19 protein-coding genes are annotated in these 20,063 nt (G+C 64.2%); 8 read left to right on the top strand and 11 right to left on the bottom strand.

Going from position 1 to position 20,063, the window contains the following annotated elements; genetic code table 11:
- Positions 1-11: 11 nt before the first annotated feature.
- Entirely contained in the window at positions 12-506 is a 495-nt protein-coding gene (gene trmL / locus O9K64_RS14640) for a tRNA (uridine(34)/cytosine(34)/5-carboxymethylaminomethyluridine(34)-2'-O)-methyltransferase TrmL (protein WP_275098829.1), read from the top strand.
- Here trmL and O9K64_RS14635 read toward each other — a convergent pair.
- From O9K64_RS14635 to O9K64_RS14620, 4 genes are all read right to left on the bottom strand, one after another.
- Positions 485-1,495, bottom strand: coding sequence for an NAD(P)H-dependent glycerol-3-phosphate dehydrogenase (locus tag O9K64_RS14635; protein WP_275098828.1), 1,011 nt, complete (start codon positions 1,493-1,495; stop codon positions 485-487). The genes trmL and O9K64_RS14635 overlap by 22 nt on opposite strands.
- A 6-nt stretch (positions 1,496-1,501) precedes the next feature.
- On the bottom strand, positions 1,502-1,981 hold the full coding sequence (secB, locus tag O9K64_RS14630) for a protein-export chaperone SecB (protein WP_275098826.1): 480 nt from the start codon (positions 1,979-1,981) through the stop codon (positions 1,502-1,504).
- A 42-nt stretch (positions 1,982-2,023) separates the two neighbouring features.
- Positions 2,024-2,446 carry a rhodanese-like domain-containing protein gene (locus tag O9K64_RS14625; protein WP_275098825.1) on the bottom strand — a complete coding sequence of 141 codons (423 nt, stop codon included), beginning with the start codon at positions 2,444-2,446 and terminating at the stop codon, positions 2,024-2,026.
- A 587-nt stretch (positions 2,447-3,033) separates the two neighbouring features.
- On the bottom strand, positions 3,034-3,327 hold the full coding sequence (locus O9K64_RS14620; protein WP_420493175.1) for an ArsR/SmtB family transcription factor: 294 nt from the start codon (positions 3,325-3,327) through the stop codon (positions 3,034-3,036).
- A 573-nt stretch (positions 3,328-3,900) separates the two neighbouring features.
- Here O9K64_RS14620 and gpmI point away from each other — a divergent pair.
- The 5 genes from gpmI to O9K64_RS14595 all read left to right on the top strand — a co-directional run bounded on the left by gpmI (position 3,901) and on the right by O9K64_RS14595 (position 9,517).
- The gene (gpmI, locus tag O9K64_RS14615) at positions 3,901-5,466 is read left to right on the top strand and encodes a 2,3-bisphosphoglycerate-independent phosphoglycerate mutase (RefSeq protein WP_275098823.1); all 1,566 of its coding nucleotides are present in this window, start codon (positions 3,901-3,903) and stop codon (positions 5,464-5,466) included.
- Complete coding sequence (locus O9K64_RS14610) at positions 5,466-6,758, top strand: murein hydrolase activator EnvC family protein (protein ID WP_275098822.1); 1,293 nt, start codon at positions 5,466-5,468, stop codon at positions 6,756-6,758. Before gpmI ends, O9K64_RS14610 begins: the two co-directional genes overlap by 1 nt.
- Positions 6,755-8,074, top strand: a complete 1,320-nt coding sequence (locus O9K64_RS14605; protein WP_275098821.1) for a S41 family peptidase — start codon at positions 6,755-6,757, stop codon at positions 8,072-8,074. Before O9K64_RS14610 ends, O9K64_RS14605 begins: the two co-directional genes overlap by 4 nt.
- Before the next feature lie 121 nt (positions 8,075-8,195).
- Positions 8,196-9,023, top strand: coding sequence for a divergent polysaccharide deacetylase family protein (locus O9K64_RS14600; RefSeq protein WP_275098820.1), 828 nt, complete (start codon positions 8,196-8,198; stop codon positions 9,021-9,023).
- A complete protein-coding gene (locus tag O9K64_RS14595; protein ID WP_275098819.1) occupies positions 8,969-9,517 on the top strand; it encodes a DJ-1 family glyoxalase III in 549 nt (182 codons plus the stop codon). Before O9K64_RS14600 ends, O9K64_RS14595 begins: the two co-directional genes overlap by 55 nt.
- On the opposite strand, the gene O9K64_RS14590 is transcribed toward O9K64_RS14595, so the two are convergent.
- A complete protein-coding gene (locus O9K64_RS14590) occupies positions 9,514-10,626 on the bottom strand; it encodes a 6-phosphofructokinase (protein WP_275098818.1) in 1,113 nt (370 codons plus the stop codon). The two genes, O9K64_RS14595 and O9K64_RS14590, sit on opposite strands and share 4 nt — an antisense overlap.
- A gap of 127 nt (positions 10,627-10,753) precedes the next feature.
- On the opposite strand from O9K64_RS14590, the gene O9K64_RS14585 reads away from it, so the two are divergent.
- The gene (locus O9K64_RS14585; protein WP_275098817.1) at positions 10,754-12,211 is read left to right on the top strand and encodes an SUMF1/EgtB/PvdO family nonheme iron enzyme; all 1,458 of its coding nucleotides are present in this window, start codon (positions 10,754-10,756) and stop codon (positions 12,209-12,211) included.
- A gap of 366 nt (positions 12,212-12,577) precedes the next feature.
- Here O9K64_RS14585 and ubiB read toward each other — a convergent pair whose 3' ends face one another.
- The 6 genes from ubiB to hslV all read right to left on the bottom strand — a co-directional run bounded on the left by ubiB (position 12,578) and on the right by hslV (position 18,229).
- Positions 12,578-14,233: a ubiquinone biosynthesis regulatory protein kinase UbiB gene (ubiB, locus tag O9K64_RS14580; RefSeq protein WP_275098816.1), complete on the bottom strand. Its 1,656-nt coding sequence runs from the start codon at positions 14,231-14,233 to the stop codon at positions 12,578-12,580.
- Positions 14,230-14,871: a ubiquinone biosynthesis accessory factor UbiJ gene (locus O9K64_RS14575; protein ID WP_275098815.1), complete on the bottom strand. Its 642-nt coding sequence runs from the start codon at positions 14,869-14,871 to the stop codon at positions 14,230-14,232. Before O9K64_RS14575 ends, ubiB begins: the two co-directional genes overlap by 4 nt.
- A gap of 16 nt (positions 14,872-14,887) precedes the next feature.
- Entirely contained in the window at positions 14,888-15,637 is a 750-nt protein-coding gene (ubiE, locus tag O9K64_RS14570) for a bifunctional demethylmenaquinone methyltransferase/2-methoxy-6-polyprenyl-1,4-benzoquinol methylase UbiE (protein WP_260293449.1), read from the bottom strand.
- 328 nt (positions 15,638-15,965) lie between these two features.
- Complete coding sequence (locus O9K64_RS14565; RefSeq protein WP_275098814.1) at positions 15,966-16,331, bottom strand: DUF971 domain-containing protein; 366 nt, start codon at positions 16,329-16,331, stop codon at positions 15,966-15,968.
- Between the two features lie 11 nt (positions 16,332-16,342).
- Positions 16,343-17,671, bottom strand: coding sequence for an ATP-dependent protease ATPase subunit HslU (hslU, locus tag O9K64_RS14560; protein ID WP_275098813.1), 1,329 nt, complete (start codon positions 17,669-17,671; stop codon positions 16,343-16,345).
- A 12-nt stretch (positions 17,672-17,683) separates the two neighbouring features.
- On the bottom strand, positions 17,684-18,229 hold the full coding sequence (hslV, locus tag O9K64_RS14555) for an ATP-dependent protease subunit HslV (protein WP_260293452.1): 546 nt from the start codon (positions 18,227-18,229) through the stop codon (positions 17,684-17,686).
- A gap of 413 nt (positions 18,230-18,642) precedes the next feature.
- Here hslV and O9K64_RS14550 point away from each other — a divergent pair, with 413 nt between their 5' ends.
- Complete coding sequence (locus tag O9K64_RS14550; RefSeq protein WP_275098811.1) at positions 18,643-19,638, top strand: nucleoid-associated protein; 996 nt, start codon at positions 18,643-18,645, stop codon at positions 19,636-19,638.
- Positions 19,639-20,063: the final 425 nt, after the last annotated feature.

Genomic DNA, 20,063 nt, shown 5'->3' with positions numbered 1-20,063 from the left:
GTTCCAAAGTCATGTTTAACATAGCGCTGTATGAGCCCGAGATCCCGCCCAATACAGGTAATATCATACGCCTCTGCGCCAACAGTGGCAGCCGGCTGCATCTCATCCATCCCCTCGGGTTCAGCCTGGAGGACCGGCAGCTGCGGCGGGCGGGGCTGGATTATCACGACCTGGCCTGTCTGCAGGAGCACGCGGACCTGGCCGCCTTTTTGTCGCGGCCCGACCCGACCCGGCTGTTCGCCTGTTCCACCCGCGGGCGGCGCTGTTACAGCGAGGCCGCCTATCGGCCGGGAGATACCCTGTTGTTCGGACCGGAAACCCGCGGGCTCCCCCAGTCTCTGCTCGAACAGCTGCCGCCGGAGCAGCTGATCCGCATACCGATGCAGGCCGGCAACCGCAGCCTCAACCTCTCCAATGCGGTGGCCGTCATCCTCTACGAGGCGTGGCGTCAGCAGGGGTTTGCCGGTGCCGCTGGAGTGGCTGTTCAGCCAGCCTCCGGCCGCTGATCCCGTTCCAGCAGCGCCTGCACCGCGGTGCGGGGATCGAGCCCCTGGTAGAGCACGCGCTGGATCTGCTCGGTGATGGGCATCTCCACGCCCAGGGCGCAGGCCTTGTGGTAGATCTCCTGGGTGGCCATCACCCCCTCCACCTCCTGGCCGATCTCCTGTTTCGCCTGGTCGATGGTCAGGCCGCGCGCCAGCGCCAGCCCCATGCGCCGGTTGCGCGACTGGTCGTCGGTGCAGGTCAGCACCAGGTCGCCCATGCCGCCGAGGCCGATGAAGGTCTCTATCTTGCCGCCCAGGGCCAGCCCCAGGCGCATGATCTCGGTCAGCCCGCGGGTTATCAGCGCGGCGCGGGCATTGGCGCCGAAGGCGAGGCCATCGGAGATTCCGGCGCCGATCGCCATCACGTTCTTGGCCGCGCCGCCGATCTCCAGGCCGATCACGTCGTTGCTGGTATAGGCGCGGAAACAGTCGGAATGGAGATGGCCGGCGATGCGCTCGGCGAACGCCTCATCCGCCGAGGCCACGGTGACGGCGGTGGGCAGACCGGCCGCCACCTCGCGGGCAAAACTGGGACCGGAAATGATCGCTGTGGCACGCTCCGGGCCGAGGATCTCCTCCGCCACCTCGTGCAACAGGCGTCCGGAGGCGGGTTCCAGCCCCTTGGTGGCCCAGCAGACGCCGGTGTCGGCCGCCAGGTGCGGGGCGACCAATCGCAACACCGTGGCGAAGGCGTGGCTCGGCACCGCGATCAGCACCTCATCCGCCCCGGCCAGGGCATCTCCCAGCTCGCGGGTCGGCGTCAACCCCTCGGGAAACGGGACGCCGGGCAGGAAGGTGCGATTCTCGCGCTCCCGGGCCAGCTGGTCGATCTCCTCCGGCACATGCCCCCAGAGCCGTATCCGGGCTCCGTTGCGCGCCAGCAGGATGGCCAGCGCGGTGCCCCAGGAGCCGGCACCGATCACGGCGATGACGGGTGACTGAGCGGCCATCGGTGCTTAGTGGGTCGCCGGCTCGGCGGCCTGCTGTTGCTTGGCCTGCTCGTGCATGTGCTGGGCGTAGAGCTGATCGAAGCTGACCGGGGTCAGCAGCAGCTGCGGGAAGCTCCCCTTGCTCACCAGGTCGGAGACCACTTCGCGGGCGTAGGGAAAGAGAATATTGGGGCAGTAGGCGCCCAGCATGTGGCCCATCTCCTCATCCGGGAAGTGGCGCACGGTGAAGATCCCCGCCTGCTGCACCTCCACCAGGTAGGCGGTCTTGTCGCCCAGCTTGGTGGTGACGGTGACCGTCAGCACGATCTCGTACAGGTCATTGTCCAGCTTGCTGACATTGCTGTTCAGATTCAGGCTCGACTCCGGTTTCCACTCCTGGGTGAAGATGGCGGGGGAGTTGGGGGTCTCGAAGGAGATATCCTTGACGTAGATCCGCTGCAGGGAGAACTCGCGGCTCGGTTCGCTGGATTGGGCATTTTCTGTCATGACTTGAATTCCGGTTGTCGGTCGATTGAATGGAAACGGGGGTTACTTCTTGCTGACGGGCAGGCCGTCGCTCTGCCAGGCCAGCATGCCGCCGCGCAGATTGTAGACCGGCTCGATGCCACCCTCCTGCAGCACCTTGCAGGCGGCGGAGGACTGGGCGCCGGACCGGCACACGACGATGATCGGCCGGCCCTTGTACTTGGCCACCTGTTTGATCTGGTTCTTCAAGGCGGTGGTGGGGATGTTGATGGCGCCGACGATATGGCCGTTGTTGAAATCGGCTATGGGGCGCACATCCACCACCACGGCCTCCTCGCGATTGATCATCTGGGTTGCCCGCGACGGCGGGACCGAGGACTTGCCGCCGCTGCTGGCCAGCAGATTCTGTACGATCAAAACCAGCACCACCACCAGGGCGGAGAACAGGATAATGTGGTTTGTGATGAATTCGATAAGCTGTTGCATGGATCTCCGCTGCCAGGTGTGGTTGTTAATGGGGTCCCAAGAGGAGGCACATTCTAACCCGAATTCCGCACAAATTTGCACTGATCGCGTGTGCCTCTTGCTTGCGCGGTAAATATTCCCTCAACGTAACTACTCACGGGGTAAGGATGTAGGGTGGATAAGCCGGTAGGCGCATGCCATCCTCAGGTCCGTAAACGGTACATGGCATCCTCAGCTCCGTAAACGGTACATCCCTGTACCACTACTCATGTACCACTCCTCACCAATGCTCACGGGGTGATGGGCCTACCTTGCCGGCCTCACGCGATGGCTTGTTTCCTCGAATCCGGCCCCTTTTTCAGCGCCTGCCCAAACTCGCTTCGCTCAAACAAGGGCAGGCTGAATCTGAAAAAGGGGCCGGATTCGAGGCGCCATCAAGATCGGCCAACAAGGCAGGCCCATCACTTACAGACCGGGTGAGTAGTGACCCCTGGATAAAGCCGCTCCCGGCCATCCCTGGCCTCCGCGGCATAAATCCGTCCCTGGATAAAACAAAACGGGAAATCACCTTTCCCGTTTTGTTGTGGATGACGTGCTGGCGGCTGGAGTCAGTGTGCGTGTGAGCAGAACACCTCGCGCATCATACCGATCAGCTTGAGGGTGCGTGAATCGCTGACCCGGTAATAGACCCGGTTGGCATCCTTACGGGAGGCGAGGATGCCCTTGTCCCGTAGAATGGCGAGATGTTGCGAGATATTGCTCTGCGAGGTGCCGACATGCTCGACAATCTCCTGCACGCTCACCTCTTCCTCACCCAGGGTGCAGAGGATCTTGAGTCGCAGTGGGTGTGACATGGCCTTGAGTGAGCGGGATGCACGTTCGATATCGTCGTCATCGGCCATCAGACCGATGTCGTCATCGAAATCGTGCCCGGACTCAAGCACAGGGACCTTGGGGCTTCCAAATTTATGTTCCATACACCGGGCCTTGGTTAATACAACGGTAATGACTTAATCTACAATACGTTGAATATCAGCGATTGGGCTCCGGACCTGACTCAGCGACCTGGCCCGGTAGTGGGGCGTGACCACCGGGGAAGACCCCGCCGCGGCCGCGTTGTGGTACGACCGACAACCCACTGAAACGCAACGACTCTTTATAAAGATACAATAATAAACTGTTGTACGTAAATTTATCCTGTTTTTCAATCGTTATAAATAGTTTACCCACGATTATTGGCTGGGTTTATTCTCAGGCAGTTAATGTTGCAGTAGTGAAAATGGTGTAATATTGCGGTTTTTTCAATGAGTTAGCCCATAAGTACTCTGACAAGGTGATATTGACGTATTCAGTTGGCCTGTCCGCGTTCCTGGCAAGGCGCGGCTCGCGGCGAAACACCACCGGGGCGCTGAACCAGTCAATATCACCTTGTCAGAGTACCAAGGCGAACCGTTCGCACGGAGTCGGTAACCGAGATGTCTTTCAAAGTAAAACCCGCGGTGCTGCTGATCATGGATGGCTGGGGATACAGCGAGGATCCCCGGTCCAACGCCATCATGGCCGCCCGGACGCCGGTCTGGGACCGGCTCTGGGAGAGTTGCGCCCATACCCTGATCAGCACGTCCGGCGCCGAGGTAGGGCTGCCGGATGGCCAAATGGGCAATTCCGAGGTGGGGCATCTCAATCTGGGGGCCGGGCGGGTGGTCTACCAGGAGTTCACCCGGGTCAGCCGCTCGGTACGCACCGGCTCCTTCTTCACCAATCGCACCCTGGTGGATGCGGTTGACCGGGTGATAGCGGCGGAGAAGGCGGTGCATATCTTCGGCCTGCTCTCGCCCGGCGGGGTGCACAGCCATGAGGAGCACATCCACGCCATGGCCAGACTGGCGGTGCAACGCGGCGCCTCGCGGGTCTATGTGCACGCCTTCCTGGATGGACGGGACATGCCGCCGAAGAGCGCGGCCGCCTCCATTGAGGCGATGAACCGGGTCTTTGCCGAGTTGGGGCAGGGGCGTATCGCCTCCATCGTCGGGCGCTTCTATGCCATGGACCGGGACAACCGCTGGGAGCGGGTGGAGCAGGCCTACAACATGCTGGTACTGGGCCGTGCCGAGTTCAGCGCAATCGATGCGGGCCAGGCCCTGCAGCAGGCCTATGCGCGGGGCGAGAATGACGAGTTCGTCAAACCGACCTGCGTGGTGCCGCCCGGGGAGGTGCCGGTCACCATCGAAGACGGGGACGCCGTGCTGTTCATGAATTACCGCTCCGACCGGGCCCGGCAGCTGACCCGGTCGTTCATCGACCCGGCGTTTGACGGTTTCGTGCGCGCCCGTGTCCCCCGGCTCAACAGCTACGTCAGTCTCACCGAGTACAGCAAGGAGTTCGATATCCCGGTGGCCTTTCCGCCGGAACGGCTGGAAAACGTCTTCGGGGAATATATTTCCCGACTGGGCCTGCGTCAGCTGCGCCTGGCCGAGACCGAGAAATACGCCCATGTCACCTTCTTCTTCAATGGCGGGCGGGAACGGGTATTTGAAGGCGAGGAGCGGATCCTCATCCCCTCACCCAAGGTGCGCACCTACGACCTGAAGCCGGAGATGAGCGCTCCGGAGGTGACCGACGCCCTGGTCGCCGCCATCAAGAGCGGCAAATATGACGCCATCGTCTGCAACTACGCCAACGCGGACATGGTGGGGCATACCGGCATGTTCGCCGCGGCGGTGGCGGCCGTCGAGGCGCTGGATCACTCTCTGGGACGGGTGGTCGAGGCGCTTCGGCAGGTGGGCGGCGAGATGCTGATCACCGCCGATCACGGCAACGCCGAGCAGATGGAGGATGTGGAGAATGATCAACCTCACACCGCCCATACCCAGAATCCGGTACCCTTGCTCTACGTGGGCCGGCCGGCCCGGCTGCATGAAAATGGTGCCCTGTGCGACATCGCCCCGACCCTGCTGACCCTGATGGGACTGGCCGTGCCCTCCGAAATGCGCGGGCATACCCTGCTGGATATGACCGACGCGGATGATCCGACGGTCTGATGGCGGCTGACTGCTGCCGGCTGCGGGCTGCTATCCTGGTGTTGCTGATGGCGCTGCCGGGCCTGTCGTCGGCCGCCTCCGGGGAGGAGTCGATCGGCAGCCGGGAGGATGAGCTGCGCCAGCTGCGGGGGGAGATCTCGACGCTGCAGAATCAACTCAGTGACCGCGAGCGCGAGCGTCAGGCGCTGCAGGAGCAGCTGCGCAGCGCCGAAAAACGGATCGGCAAGACCACGCGCCAGCTGCGCACGCTGGCCACCAGCCTGGAGCGGCAACAGCGGCGTCTCGAGCAACTGGAGGCGGAGCGCGATGTCCAGCGTGCGGCGCTCGCGGCCAACCGCGCGGCGCTGAAACAGCAGATGCGATCGGCCTATGCCATGGGGCGCCAGGAGCGCCTGAAGATCCTGCTCAATCAGCAGGACCCCGCCGTGATCAGCCGCCTGCTGGTCTACTACGACTACTTCAACCGCTCCCGCGCCGAGCAGATCGGCCGGCTGGGCAAGAGCCTGGAGGCGTTGCAGGAGACGGAAGCGGCCATGCGGCTGGAGAACGAACGGATGCGCGAGACCCAGGCGCGGGCGCTGGAGCAGCAGCGCGCCCTGGATCGGGAACAGGACAAACGGCATCAGGTGCTGGCGCTGCTGGAGAAGGATATCGAGAACAAGGGCCAGCGGCTGCAGGGATACAAGCGGGATGAGCAGCAGCTGCAAGAGCTGCTCAAAAAACTGCAGACGGAACTGGCCGCCCTGCCGATCGAGACCGAAAAACACAAACCTTTCAAACAGCTGAAGGGGCGGCTCAAGTGGCCGGCAACGGGCCGGCTGGCCACCCGCTTTGGCGATTCCAGGGCCGGCAATTTGAACTGGGACGGGGTGGTGATCGCCGCCGGCGAGGGGGTGGAAGTGCGGGCGGTGCACCATGGCCGGGTCGCCTTCGCGGACTGGCTGCGCGGCTTCGGCCTGCTGCTGATCATCGATCACGGCGACGGCTACATGAGTCTCTACGGCAATAACCAGAGCCTGTTCAAGGAGGCCGGGGACTGGGTGGAGCCAGGTGAACCGGTCGCCCTGATGGGTAACAGTGGTGGACAGACCCGTCCGGGGGTATATTTTGGCATACGCTACAACGGCCGTCCGGTGAATCCCCAGCGGTGGTGTGAAGCGGTACGTGGTAACAGGGTGGGTGAGCGGGTACACCGGACACTAACCGAACCGGTGCAACTGACCACCCTGCACCCCTCCGGTCCCGGGATCGCACCGCCGGACCGACAATCGCAGCAGAGAAGCAAGGTATGAAGAGAAGATTTGGCTTGACGCGTGTACTGAACCTGGGGCTGCTTTCGGGCGCTCTGCTTATCCCGGCCCCCGCCACGTTTGCCGAGGAGCCGAAACAGCCACTGCCGATGCAGGAGCTGCGCGCGTTCGCGGAGATATTCGGGCGTATCAAGGAGCACTATGTCAAGCCGGTGGATGACAAGGCGCTGCTGGAGTATGCCATCCGCGGCATGCTCGCCGGGCTGGATCCCCACTCCTCCTATCTGAACAAGGAGGAGTATGCCGATCTTCAGGCCGGCACCAGCGGGGAGTTCGGCGGCCTGGGTATCGAAGTGGGACTGGAAGACGGCTTCGTCAAGGTGATTTCGCCCATCGACGACACGCCGGCGCAGCGGGCGGGAGTCAAGGCCGGTGACCTGATCGTCCGGCTGGATGAAAAACCGGTCAAGGGCATGAGCCTGGAAGAGGCGATCAGCCTGATGCGCGGCAAGCCCGGTACCGAAGTGGTCCTGACCATTGCCCGGGAGGGTGAGGAGAATCCACTGCGGATCACCGTGGTGCGGGACATTATCAAGGTGGCCAGCGTCAAGGGGCGCCTGCTGGAGGAGGGTTTCGCCTATATCCGGCTGTCCCATTTTCAGGCCCGCACCACCGACGACATGCTGAAGAAGCTCAGCCAGCTGAAGGCGGAGTCGAAGGAGGGGATCAAGGGGCTGGTGCTGGATCTGCGCAATAACCCCGGCGGCATCCTCAACGGGGCCGTGGCCATCAGCGATGCCTTCCTGACCGAGGGGATCGTGGTCTACACCCAGGGGCGCGACGAGGCGTCACGGCTCGATTTCAACGCCGCGCCCGATGATGTGCTGGACGGTGCGCCGATCGTGGTGCTGGTCAACGGCGGTTCCGCCTCCGCCTCGGAGATCGTGGCCGGCGCCCTGCAGGATCACCGGCGGGCCATCATCCTGGGCAGCCAGACCTTCGGCAAGGGCTCGGTGCAGACCATCATCCCGGTGAGCAAGACCGCGGCGGTGAAACTGACCACGGCGCTCTACTTTACCCCCTCCGGCCGCTCCATCCAGGGCGAAGGGATCAAGCCGGACATCGCCCTGTCCGAAGTCAAGGTGACCCGCAACGAGCCGGACGACGCCACCCGGCTCAGGGAGGCCGATCTGGCCGGGCACCTGGATAATGGCAACGGCCGGAAGGCCCCCGAGCCTGAGCAGCCTAAACCGGCGCAGCCGGTGCACAAGCCGACACTGGATATTGAGGAGGATTATCAGCTGAGCGAGGCGCTCAACCTGTTGAAGGGCATCAACCTCTATAACAGCTGGAATTGAGGCCATTGCAGGGGAAAATTGTACCTAATGTGTGGATGCAGACGGGATACGATGCGAGGCGCGACGGGCGCGGTGTGGCTGGCGGGCCCACAGGTACGATTGTTACAGGAAATGGCCTGAGATGCACCTGGGAAAGGTCCATCGACTGATGCTGGTGTTGCTGGTGTTGGGCCTCTCCTGGCCGGTGTGGCCGGTGTGGTCAGCCGGGCAGCCGCCGCAGCCGGTCATCACCATCATTATCGATGACATGGGCAACAATGGCGGCTGGGGCGATGCCGCCCTGGCCATTCCCGGGCCGGTCACCTACGCCATCCTGCCCCATACCCCCCATTCCCGGCGCCTGGCACTGCAGGCGCATGCCGCGGGCAAGCAGGTGATGCTGCATCTGCCGATGCAATCCCACGAGGGTAATCCGCTGGGGCCGGGCGCCCTCACCCTGCACATGACCGAGACGGGCTTCAAACGCAGCCTGGACGACAGCCTGAATGCCATCCCCCATGCCCGGGGACTAAACAACCACATGGGCAGCCTGCTGACCCGCCATCCCGGCGCCATGGCCTGGGTGATGCAGGGGTTACGTGACCGCGGCGATCTGTTTTTCATCGACAGCCGCACCACCCTGCAGACGGTGGGCCAGCAGCTGGCCGAGGAGTACGGGGTGCCCAACGCCCGCCGCGACGTATTTCTGGACAACGACCGCAACCCCGAGGCGATCGCCCGGCAATTCGAGCAACTGCTGAAACGCGCCCGCCGCCAGGGCTATGCTATAGCTATCGGCCACCCCTATCCCGAGACCACCCGGGTGCTGGTGGAGCGGCTGGCGGGGCTGCAGTCATCGGGTATCCGGCTGATCCCCGCCTCGGAAATGATTGACTACCAAAGGAGCAGAACGCTATGGCACGCATCCTCGTCCCCCTTGCCCCAGGTTGCGAAGAGCTCGAAGCCGTAACCATTATCGACCTGCTGCGGCGGGCCGGCCAGGAGGTGGTCAGCGCCGGGCTGGAGCCGGGACCGGTCAAGGCCAGCCGCGGCGTGGTGCTGCAGCCGGACGTGCTGCTGGACGAGGTGCTGGAGCAGCCCTTCGACATGGTGGCGCTGCCGGGCGGACTGCCCGGGGCGGACCATCTGGACCGGGATCCGCGCATCCGTACCTTGCTGGAGCGGGTGAGCGCCGAGCAGGGCTACACCGCCGCCATCTGCGCGGCGCCCAAGGTGCTGGCCAATGCCGGCCTGCTCAAGGGCCGCCAGGCGACCGGCTATCCGGGGGTGCTGGAGGGCATGAAGCTGGGCGATGTGACGCTGGGCTCCGCCGCGGTGGTGCGGGATGGCCGGGTGATCACCTCGCGCGGGCCGGGTACCGCCATGGATTTCGCCCTGGCCCTGATCGAGGCGCTGGCGGGGCGCGCGAAACGCGATGAGGTGGAGGCGGGCCTGGCCCGCTAATCCCCCAGGCTGGTCCCCACCCGCTTGGCGCTGATGATCCAGGGGTGATCCGGCGGCACCAGCTTCCGGCGCCCGGCCACCTCCTCCAGGGGCACCGGAACGGCCTGCTCCCCGGCGGCCGCTACCATCACCCCGTACTGCTCCCTGGCCACCAGGTCGGCGCAGGCGCTGCCCAGGCGCGTGGCCAGCAGCCGGTCGGCCGCCGAGGGTGCGCCGCCGCGCTGTACATGTCCGAGAATGGTGACCCGGCTCTCCAGCCCGGTGAGCCGTTCCAGCTGCTCGGAGAGCTGTACCGTGTGATTGCCCAGGTGGTCCGCCTCCAGTTCGGCGAGGCGCTGCTTGGCGCGCCGCTTCTGCTTCTTGTTCCGGGCATGCAGCTTCTGTTCTTCCAGATCCCGGATCTGCGCCGCCTGCTCCAGTGAACGGGCGCCTTCGGCGACGGCGACGATACTGAAGCTCTTGCCGTGCCGCACCCGCTGGCGGATGGCTTCCGCAACCCGCTGGATATCGTAGGGGATCTCCGGCAGCAGGATCACATCGGCCCCGCCGGCGATCCCGGCGCCCAGCGCCAGCCAGCCGGCCCGATGCCCCATGATCTCCACCACGATGATGCGGTGATGGCTGTGCGCGGTGCTGTGCAGCCGGTCGATCGCCTCGGTGGCGATCCCCAGGGCGGTATCGAAACCGAAGCTGGTGTCGGTACAGGCCACGTCGTTGTCGATGGTCTTCGGCAGGGTGATGATATTCAACCCCTGCTGTTTCAGGTGCAGGGCGTTCTTCTGGGTGCCCCCGCCGCCCAGACAGATCAGCACATCCAGCCGGTGCTCCCGGTAATGGCGCACGATGGTTTCGGTCATGTCGGCGGGTTTGCCGTCCACCAGCATGCGCTGTGGTTTGTCGCGGCTGGTGCCGAGGATGGTGCCGCCCAGGGTGAGGATGCCGGAGAGCCGCTCCCCATCCAGGCGCATGGAGCGGTTCTCCATCAGGCCGCGAAACCCGTCGCGAAAGCCGATCAGCTGCATGCGGTAATGGCCCTGCACACTCTTGCCGACGCCGCGAATGGCGGCATTGAGTCCCGGACTGTCACCCCCGGCGGTCAGAATACCCACTCGTTTATCCACTGCTATTATCTCTGTTACGGGGAATTCGATGGGGAACACGATAACAAACAAAGGCCGATGACTGCACGCCCCGAAGGCAGTGGGCCAACGCATAAGAAAAGTTCAGGAGGTATCCATGACCTGCGGTCGACGACGTTACGGGTGTCTGCTGCTGTTCCTTTTCGCCCTCCCTCCGCTGTACGCCGCCGCTGGCAATGGCTATGACGTGGTCACCCTCAACAACGGCGACATCTACAACGGCACCGTGGCCCAGGCGCACTTTACCCTGGTGACCCGCTATGGTGAGGTGCCGGTCCCCTACGCCCAGATGGCCCTGCTGATCATGGGCGGTGGCGAACAGCCGGACCGCATCCTGACCCGCCGTGGCGACCGCTTCAGCGGACGGCTCAAAGAGCGAGAACTGACCATGCTGCGGGTGCTTGATCCGACCTTGCCGGTGGCCGTGGAGGATGTGGCGGAGATCCTGTTTGCCGATCGCAAGCTGCGGCCGCGGCTATTCAAAACCCCGGATGCGGTAATCACCCAGGACGGTGACCACTTCGCCGCGCGGGTCATTAGCGAGGCATTGCCGATGACCGGACACGCTGGAGCGAGGCTAACCAATCCCTCCGGCATCCACCTGCTGGATGTGATCTCGCTGGACGAGGGTGAGGATTATCTGGCCCAGATCACCGCCAATGACGGCCAGGTGATACAGGGCAAGTTCGCCCTGGAGCAGGTCGCCGTGACGACCGGCTTCGGTGCCGCCCTGAACATCCCCTTCGCCCAGCTGAGTCAACTGGCCCTGCGGGTCAACCACTCCGGAAAGCCGCCGGCCTTCCGTTTCCTGCAGCGACTCAATCCGGTGGATCTGCTCCAGGACCGGATGCGTGACGGCAGCCTCGGCCCGCAGCTGCTGGCGCTGCGCGGCGGCACCTACACCCGTGGCGATCTGCAGGGGGATGGTGACGCGGATGAACGGCCGCCGCAACAGGTGCAGTTGCAACCCTTCGCCATCGGCGTCCATGAGGTCACCTTCGATGAGTACGACCGCTTCTGCGCGGATACCGGTCACCGTAAGCCGGATGATCAGGGCTGGGGGCGCGGCAGCCGGCCGGTGGTCAATGTTTCCTGGGAGGATGCCAACGCCTACGCCGCGTGGCTGAGCCGCCGCACCGAACAGCGCTACCGGCTGCCCAGCGATGCCGAGTGGGAGTACGCCGCCCGGGCGGGCAGCGGCAGCCGCTTCTGGTGGGGCGATGACCCGCAGCCGCACCGCGCCAACTGCGCCGACTGCGGTAGCCTCTGGGATGGCGAGAAGAGTGCCCCGGTGGGGCGCTTTCCGCCCAACCCGTTCGGTCTGCACGACACCGCGGGCAATGTCTTCGAGTGGGTGGCGGATTGCTGGCAGGAGAGTTTTGTCGCCGTCTCCTCCGCGGCCGGGGAAGGCGCGTGCGGCAAGCGGGTGATCCGCGGCGGCGCCTGGAGTTTCCCGGCCAGGGAGATACGCTCGGCCAACCGCTGGCGGGATTTCCCCACCCGCCGCAGTGATGACACCGGGTTTCGCCTGGTGCGGGAACTGGTGACCGACTGAGGGTCGGCAGCAAGTACCCGCTGCTGCACGTTCTTCCCGCCGGGACCCCGTTCCCGTAGGGTGCCGGTGAGCTTGCGAACCGCACCGCTAACCCATGCGGTTCGTTTCACTCACCGCATCCTTCAAGGCACCGCGAATGGTGGATGCGCCCTTCAGTGCGGCAGTCAGGGCGGATGGGTGGAGGAGGGACGACGTAACCCATCAATCGGTCCGGCGACATCCTCCCACCATGCCGCCCATCGCCCGGCCACATCCGAAGATGGGTTACGGCGCGTCCTGGCAGCGGAACGTCTCCAACAACGGAGGTTGGGCGCCTCCACCCATCCTACAGGCGGCAGGTAGCCCACGTTGCGCAGGGAATGGGGTTCAACCCCGCAGCCAGCTGCGGAGCAGGGCATATCCGCCCAGGAAGGAGAAGCCCAGACCGGTGGAGGTGACGGCGCCGGCCGGCAGCAGCTGGCCGGGACCGAGCAGCAGCAGCAGGGTACCGGCCAGCAGCAGGCTGCCGCCACTGATGGCGGTCAGCAGATGGCGCTGGTGGCGCCGGGCATCCTGGCGCAGCTGTTCCAGCTCGGCCGATTTCCAGTTCAGCTCCAGGCGGCCCTCGGCGGCGTCGCGCAGCACCTTGTGCAGCAGGATCGGCATGTCGGCCGCGAACTCGGTCATCTGCGGCAGGTTCTTCTTCAGCTTGCGGGCGAACGCCTTGGGGCCCACCTGCTCCTTCATCCAGCGCTCCAGGAACGGCTTGGCGGTGGCCCAGAGGTCCAGCTCCGGATAGAGCTGGCGGCCCAGCCCCTCGATATAGAGCAGGGTCTTCTGCAGCAGCACCAGCTGCGGCTGCACCTCCATGTCAAAGCGGCGCGCGGTCTGGAACAGGTTGAGCAGGAAGTGGCCGAAGGAGATCTCGCTCAGGGGCTTGTTGAAGATCGGCTCGCAGACCGAGCGGATGGCCGACTCGAACTCCTCGATGCGGGTCCCCTTGGGCACCCAGCCCGACTCCACGTGCAGCTCCGCCACCCGGTAGTAGTCGCGGTTGAAGAAGGCCAGCAGGTTCTCCGCCAGATAGCGTTGGTCCTCGGTGGTGAGGGAGCCGACGATACCGAAATCCACCGCGATGTAGCGCCCGCCCGGTTCCACGAAGATGTTGCCCGGGTGCATGTCGGCATGGAAGAAGTTGTCGCGGAACACCTGGGTGAAGAAGATCTCCACCCCCTGGGTGCCGAGCTGCTCCATGCTGATGCCGGCGGCCTTGAGGGCGGGGATGTTGCCCACCGGGATGCCGTGGATGCGCTCCATCACCAGCACGTTGCCACGGGTGTACTCCCAGTAGATCTCCGGGACGAAGAGGATGTCGCTGCCCTCCCAGTTGCGCCGCAGCTGGGCGGCGTTGGCGGCCTCGCGCTGCATGTCCAGCTCGTCCAGGATGGTCTTCTCGTAATCCCGCACCACCTCCACCGGGCGCAGGCGCCGGCCATCCTTCCAGTAGCGGTCGGCCAGCCCGGCGATGATGTAGAGCAGCCCGACGTCACGCCGGATCACCCGCTCGATGCCCGGGCGCAGCACCTTCACCACCACCTGCCTGCCGTCTTTCAGGGTGGCGGTATGCACCTGGGCGATGGAGGCGGAGGCGAGGGGTTTCTCGTCGAACGCGTCCAGCACGTCCTCGATGGGGTGGCCGAACGCCTGCTCGATAATGCGCCGCGCCTGCTGGCCGGAAAAGGGCGGTACCGCATCCTGCAGCTTGGCCAGCTCGTCGGCGATATCAGCCGGTATCAGGTCGCGGCGGGTGGAGAGGATCTGGCCGAACTTGATGAAGATCGGCCCCAGGTCTTCCAGCGCCTGGCGCATGCGCACAGGATAGGGCGGCAGCTTGTGCCGCCGCAGCCAGTAGAAGGGTGACAGGTAGAGCAGAAAGCGCACCGGACGGAACAGGTGGGTGGCCAGGATCACCTCATCCAGGCCGTGGCGCAGCAGGACCCAGTTGATATGCAGCAGGCGCAGCGCCTCGGCGGGACGGATCACTGGGACTCCTCGTGCGGTTTGTGTGGTTTGGTTTTATGCGATTTCAGCAGGGTGAGGCGCGCCTCCAGGCGTTCGATGCCATCCCGCAGTTCATCCACATCGGACAGGAACTGCTCGACTTCCGTCCGTTCCGGGAGGATGCGCAGCTCCTTCTGCAGCAGTTCCCTCAGGTCCAGCTCCAGGGTACCCAGGGCGCGCCGGCCCCAGCCGGACAGGTCGCGCATCACGCCGGCCACGTCCTCGGCCACCAGGCTGCCGGTGTAGCGGGCCAGCTGCGCTTCCCAGTCGATGGCCATGCCGCCGAGGATCTTGCCGAAGCGGTGGGCCAGCTCGGTGTCGCCGCTGATCCTGACCTCGCCGGAGAACAGCTGGTCGGAGCTGGTCTGCGGGTTGCCCATGCGGGCCAGGGCGAGGGGAGCGCCGCGCAGGGTGCAGTCCGGCTCGTCCTCATAGCGGGCGAGCACCTGCACACCGGATGGCGTGGGGATCAGGTAGAGGATCTGGCCCAAGCCGGCCAACTCGAAGGCGAGCACCTTGCCGTGCAGCCGGGCCATCTCGGCCGCGGCGGCCGGATCCAGCTTCAGGTACTGGTTGAGGGCCTGTTCAAGGCCGGCGGTGGCAACTCCCGGGAGGCTCATGAGTGGGCGATCCGGATTACAGCTTGAAGCCGCGGTGCACGGCGACGATGCCGCCGGTCAGGTTGTGGTAGTCGCAGCGCTCCAGGCCGGCCTGCTCCATCATCCCCTTGAGGGTCTCCTGGTCGGGATGCATGCGGATCGATTCGGCCAGGTAACGGTAGCTGGCCTCGTCATTGGCGACCATCTTGCCGATCTTCGGCAGCAGCTTGAAGGAGTAGATATCGTAAATGCTCTGCAGCGGCTTGCCCTGGGGGTGGGAGAACTCCAGCACCAGGACCCGGCCGCCCGGCCGCAGCACCCGGGCCATCTCATTGAGGGCCTGCTGTTTGTCGGTGACGTTGCGCAGGCCGAAGGCGATGGTGATGCAGTCGAAGCTGTGGTCGGGGAAGGGGATCCGTTCGGCGTTCACCTGGGTGTAGGCGACGTTGCCCACCAGGCCCGCATCGGCCATGCGTACCCGCCCCTGGTTGAGCATGGCGGCGTTGATGTCGGTCATCACCACCAGGCCCTCGGGGCCCACCAGCCCGGCAAAGCGGGCCGCCAGATCGCCGGTGCCGGAGGCCAGGTCGAGGATCTTCTGGCCGCGGCGGATGCCGGCCAGCTCCACGGCGAAGCGTTTCCACAGCCGGTGGATGCCGAACGACATCAGGTCGTTCATCAGGTCATAGCGGGTCGCCACGGAGTCGAAAACGGCCCGCACGCGTTGCGCCTTTTCCCGGGCATTGATGGTCTCAAAGCCAAAATGGGTGGAATCATTCTCCGTCATGTTGCTGCCTTGAACAGATTGGGTGGTGGGTGCAGTGACTGCTGAATGGTGCAGAGTGTATCGGTTTTTCACCGCTTCAGGAACAAACGGGCGGTTTCGGCAGCCATTTTACCTGAAAATATGAGCCGGGAATGAGCGCGAAAGAAGTTACTGACGTAGGATGCCGGTGAGCTTGCGAACCGCATCATTGCTTCCTCGGCTCCGTTATCGGTACATCCCTGTGCCACTCCTCCTGCACCACGCCTCGCGGTAAGGCTTGATGCGGTTCGTGTTACTCACCACATCCTACCCATCCGGGTATTCAGCTCCCACAGGCGCGGCTGTTGCCTCAGTTGGTCGCCTTGTGCGTGTGGCCGGCCGCCTCCAGGCGATTCAGGTAACTCTGCCAGTTCTGCTCGTAGTTGATCCCCAGGCTGTAGAGATACTCCCAGGAGTAGATGCCGGTATTGTGTTCGTCGTCGAAGTGCAGGACCACCGCGTAGTTGCCCACCGGGGTGATCTGGGCGATATTCACATCCTCCTTGCCGAGCTGCAGCACCTCCTGGCCGGGACCGTGCCCCATCACCTCGGCGGAGGGGGAGAAGACCCGCAGGTATTCGCACGGCAGTTCGAACCTGGCGCCGTCATCAAAGGTGAGCTCCAGCACCCGGGAGTGCTGGTGGAGATTCAGTTCGGTGGGTACGTGTTTGGGCATCTTATCTACTCCTACAGAATGAACCGGCTCAGATCCTCATTCGAGGCCAGCTCGGAGAGGTTGTTGTCAACATAGGCGGCATCGATGGTCACGCTGCTGCCGGGTACCTCGGTGGCGGTGAAGGAGATCCCCTCCAGCAGCCGTTCCATGACCGTGTGCAGCCGGCGCGCGCCGATATTCTCGGTACCTTCGTTTACCTGCCAGGCGATCTCGGCAATGCGCCGGATGCCCTCTTCGGTGAAGCTGAGCTTGACCCCTTCCGTGGCCATCAGGGCGGCGTATTGCTCGGTCAGGGAGGCGTCCGGTTCGGTGAGGATGCGGATGAAGTCCCCGGTGGTCAGGGCATCCAGTTCCACCCGTATCGGCAGCCGCCCCTGCAGCTCCGGTATCAGGTCCGACGGCTTGGCCAGGTGGAAGGCGCCGGAGGCGATGAACAGGATGTGGTCGGTGCGCACCATGCCCTGCTTGGTGGAGACGGTACAACCCTCCACCAGGGGCAGCAGATCCCGCTGAACGCCCGCCCGTGAGACGTCGGGTCCGCCGTGATCCGAGCGGGTGGCCACCTTGTCCAGCTCGTCCAGGAACACGATGCCCTGCTGCTCCACCTTCTCCAGGGCCTTCAGCTTCAGGTCCTCGTCGTTGACCAGCTTGGCCGCCTCCTCGTCCTGCAGGATACGCAGGGCATCCTTGAGGCGTAGCTTGCGCTTGCGGGTGCGCCCGCCGCCGATGTTCTGGAACAGCCCCTGAAGCTGGCTGGTCATCTCCTCCATGCCCGGCGGCGCCATGATCTCCACCCCCAGGGCGGCGCCGGAGACCTCGATCTCGATCTCCTTCTCATCCAGCTCGCCGTTGCGGATCTTGACCCGGAACTTGTCCCGGGTGGAGGCGCCCGCGGCGCTGCCGCTGTCGGCTTCCCAGTTGGTGGGGCGCGGCAGCAGCACGTCCAGCACCCGCTCTTCGGCCGCATCCGCGGCCTGGTCCCTGACCTTCTCCAGCGCCTGCTCGCGCACCATCTTCATGGCGGAATCGGCCAGATCGCGGATGATCGAGTCCACATCCCGTCCGACATAGCCCACCTCGGTGAACTTGGTCGCCTCGATCTTGATGAACGGGGCGTTGGCCAGTTTGGCCAGACGCCGGGCGATCTCGGTCTTGCCGACCCCCGTCGGGCCGATCATCAGGATGTTCTTCGGGGTGATCTCGTTGCGCAGCTCGGGATCGACCTGGCTGCGCCGCCAGCGGTTGCGCAGGGCGATGGCGACGGCCCGCTTGGCGGCCGCCTGGCCGATAATGTGCTTGTCCAGCTCGTGGACGATCTGTTGGGGTGTCAATTCAGGCATGATGTTCAGGAATCACTCTTCCGCATCGAGTTCTTCGATGACCAGGTTGTGGTTGGTGAATACGCAGATATCGGCGGCGATGCCGAGACCCTTCTCGACAATCTCCCGGGCACTGAGATCGGTATTGTGCAGCAGCGCCTTGGCGGCCGCCTGGGCAAAGGGGCCGCCGGAACCGATGGCCATCAGGTCATCCTCCGGCTCGATCACATCACCCAGTCCGGTGATCATCAGCGAGGCGGTCTTGTCGGCCACCAGCAGCAGCGCCTCCAGGCGGCGCAGGGTGCGGTCGGTACGCCAGTCCTTGGCCAGCTCGACGGCGGCGCGCATCAGCTGCCCGTGATGCGTCTCCAGCTTCGCCTCGAAGCGCTCGAACAGGGTGAAGGCGTCGGCGGTGGCACCGGCAAAACCGGCCAGCACCTGGTTCTTGTAGAGCCGCCGCACCTTGCGGGCATTGCCCTTCATCACCGTGTTGCCCATGGAGACCTGGCCATCACCGCCGATCACCACCTTGCCGTTGCGGCGAATTGAAAGAATTGTCGTGCCCCTGATCGGCTCCACTACGCTGCCTCCTGGTATATTAGTCGTTGGCTATTCTAACTGATCCAACATGGGGAGAATAACCGCCAATTTCAAGGGAAGTCCGGGCACGGGGCAGGACGACGTTATCTAATGCTGAACGGGGCGAGGATCCGACTGCTTGATTGCCGGGACGCCGTAAACCCATCCCTGGGGGCTTGCCGCGGCCGTTCCGGCCTCGCAGCACAGCTGCTTCAGCGTTCGGCTGCGCGCGAAGCTGCGCTTCGCAAGCGCTTGCCTCACCCATGGCCGCGGACACCCGTCAACCAAGCAGTCAGATCCTCTCTTTCAGCATTTGCGCGTTTAGATGACGTGGCCCTGGGTCACGGGGGAAATACGGGTATAATCCGCTCCGGACCGGGGAACCGGTCGATTTTCCTGTTCGCGGAGTAGAAATGACCATCACCCACTGCATCACCCACCAGATCCACCCGGACGAGAGCGGCGCCCCGGCGCTGCGCCTGCGGGCGTCGGAGCTGGCCGTGGACGAACCCCTGGAGAGCCTGGTGGCGGAGCTGAAGCGGGCCTACCTGAGCCGCATCAACCGCGAGTATGGCCGTTTCTCGGCGGAGTCCCTGGAGAGCGGCCTGGCCCACGGGCTGGCGCAACTGGTCGACGGCCAGCAGGGATTTGTCGAATTCAGCGAACAGCTGGCGCGCCAGTTGCTGCAGCGGCTCCAGGAGCAGGGGGGCGAGTTGCGCGGCCACCTGATCCTGTTTCTGGAGCGGCAGCATGAACAGCAGACGCTGTACCTGTTTATTGTCGGCCAGCGTATCGCCAACCGGATCAACGAGCGCCAGGAGGTGGAACCGCTGCTAACCCTGGATTTCGGTGCCTCGATGATGGCGCTGAAGGTGGACCTGGAGCTGTGGCGCGGCGACGCGGGCGGTGCCTACCTCTCCCTGAGCCCCTCCCGGGCCAAGGGCATGGCCGAACTGCTGCAGCAGTTGGCCGGCTTCTGCGCCGGGGTGGACAAGGCGGCGGCCACCCGGGATTTTCTCGAGCGCATCGAGACCTTTTCCCGCAAGCTCCCTGAGGAGCAGGTGAGCGATTTCCGCAACCAGGTGGTGGGCTACTGTGTCGGGCAGGACCTGCAGGATGCCCCGGTAGAGATCAACGGCCTCTCCCAGGCCCTGGACGGAGTGGATTCGGCCGACTTTTCCAGCTACCTGGCGGACCACCTGCCGGTGGGCGACGGCCGGCTGTTGCTGGACCGCAAGAGCCTGCAGCGCTATGTGAAATTCGCCGGTCGGGAGCGGGACCTGGCGATCAGCTTCTCCTCCCACCAGCTGAACCGGCGGGTACACTACCAGGCGGAGACCGATACCCTGAGCATCACCGGCCTGCCGAAGATGCTGCGCAGCCAGCTGTTGGGGCATGTTGAGGAGTAACCAACTCAAGGTTCGGAATTCAGTTCCAGACTCCGGGCAGTCCACCCCCTTTTCGGGACACGCTGTGAATACATATCTGCATGCCCTCGGCGTCGGCATCCCTGCCCCCGACGGTCCCGGACAGGGGTAGTCTGCCCTGGACGACGCCTTTTGAACTCCGAAACTGGAATAACCAAACATGGCGCGACAAAAAAGACTTTACTTCACCGCCATTATGAATATAATTCACCGCAACATAGAGTGTTGATGGATCGATACTGTATCTTGAGATACCCATCTTAACCCAAACCCCGTTCACTCTTACCCAATAAGGCTATGCCGCCCAAGCTGCGGCGGACGCTCTGCTGTGTCCGGTTTTTGGTCGGAATCAAGGAGGATTCTGTTGTCTGGTTATTGTTCGGGTTGGTTCGTGCGGCTGCCGGTTC

The organism is Sedimenticola hydrogenitrophicus (assembly GCF_029017505.1).
GTDB lineage: Bacteria > Pseudomonadota > Gammaproteobacteria > Chromatiales > Chromatiaceae > Sedimenticola > Sedimenticola hydrogenitrophicus_A.
This window is presented reverse-complemented; position numbering and strand designations above follow the sequence as displayed.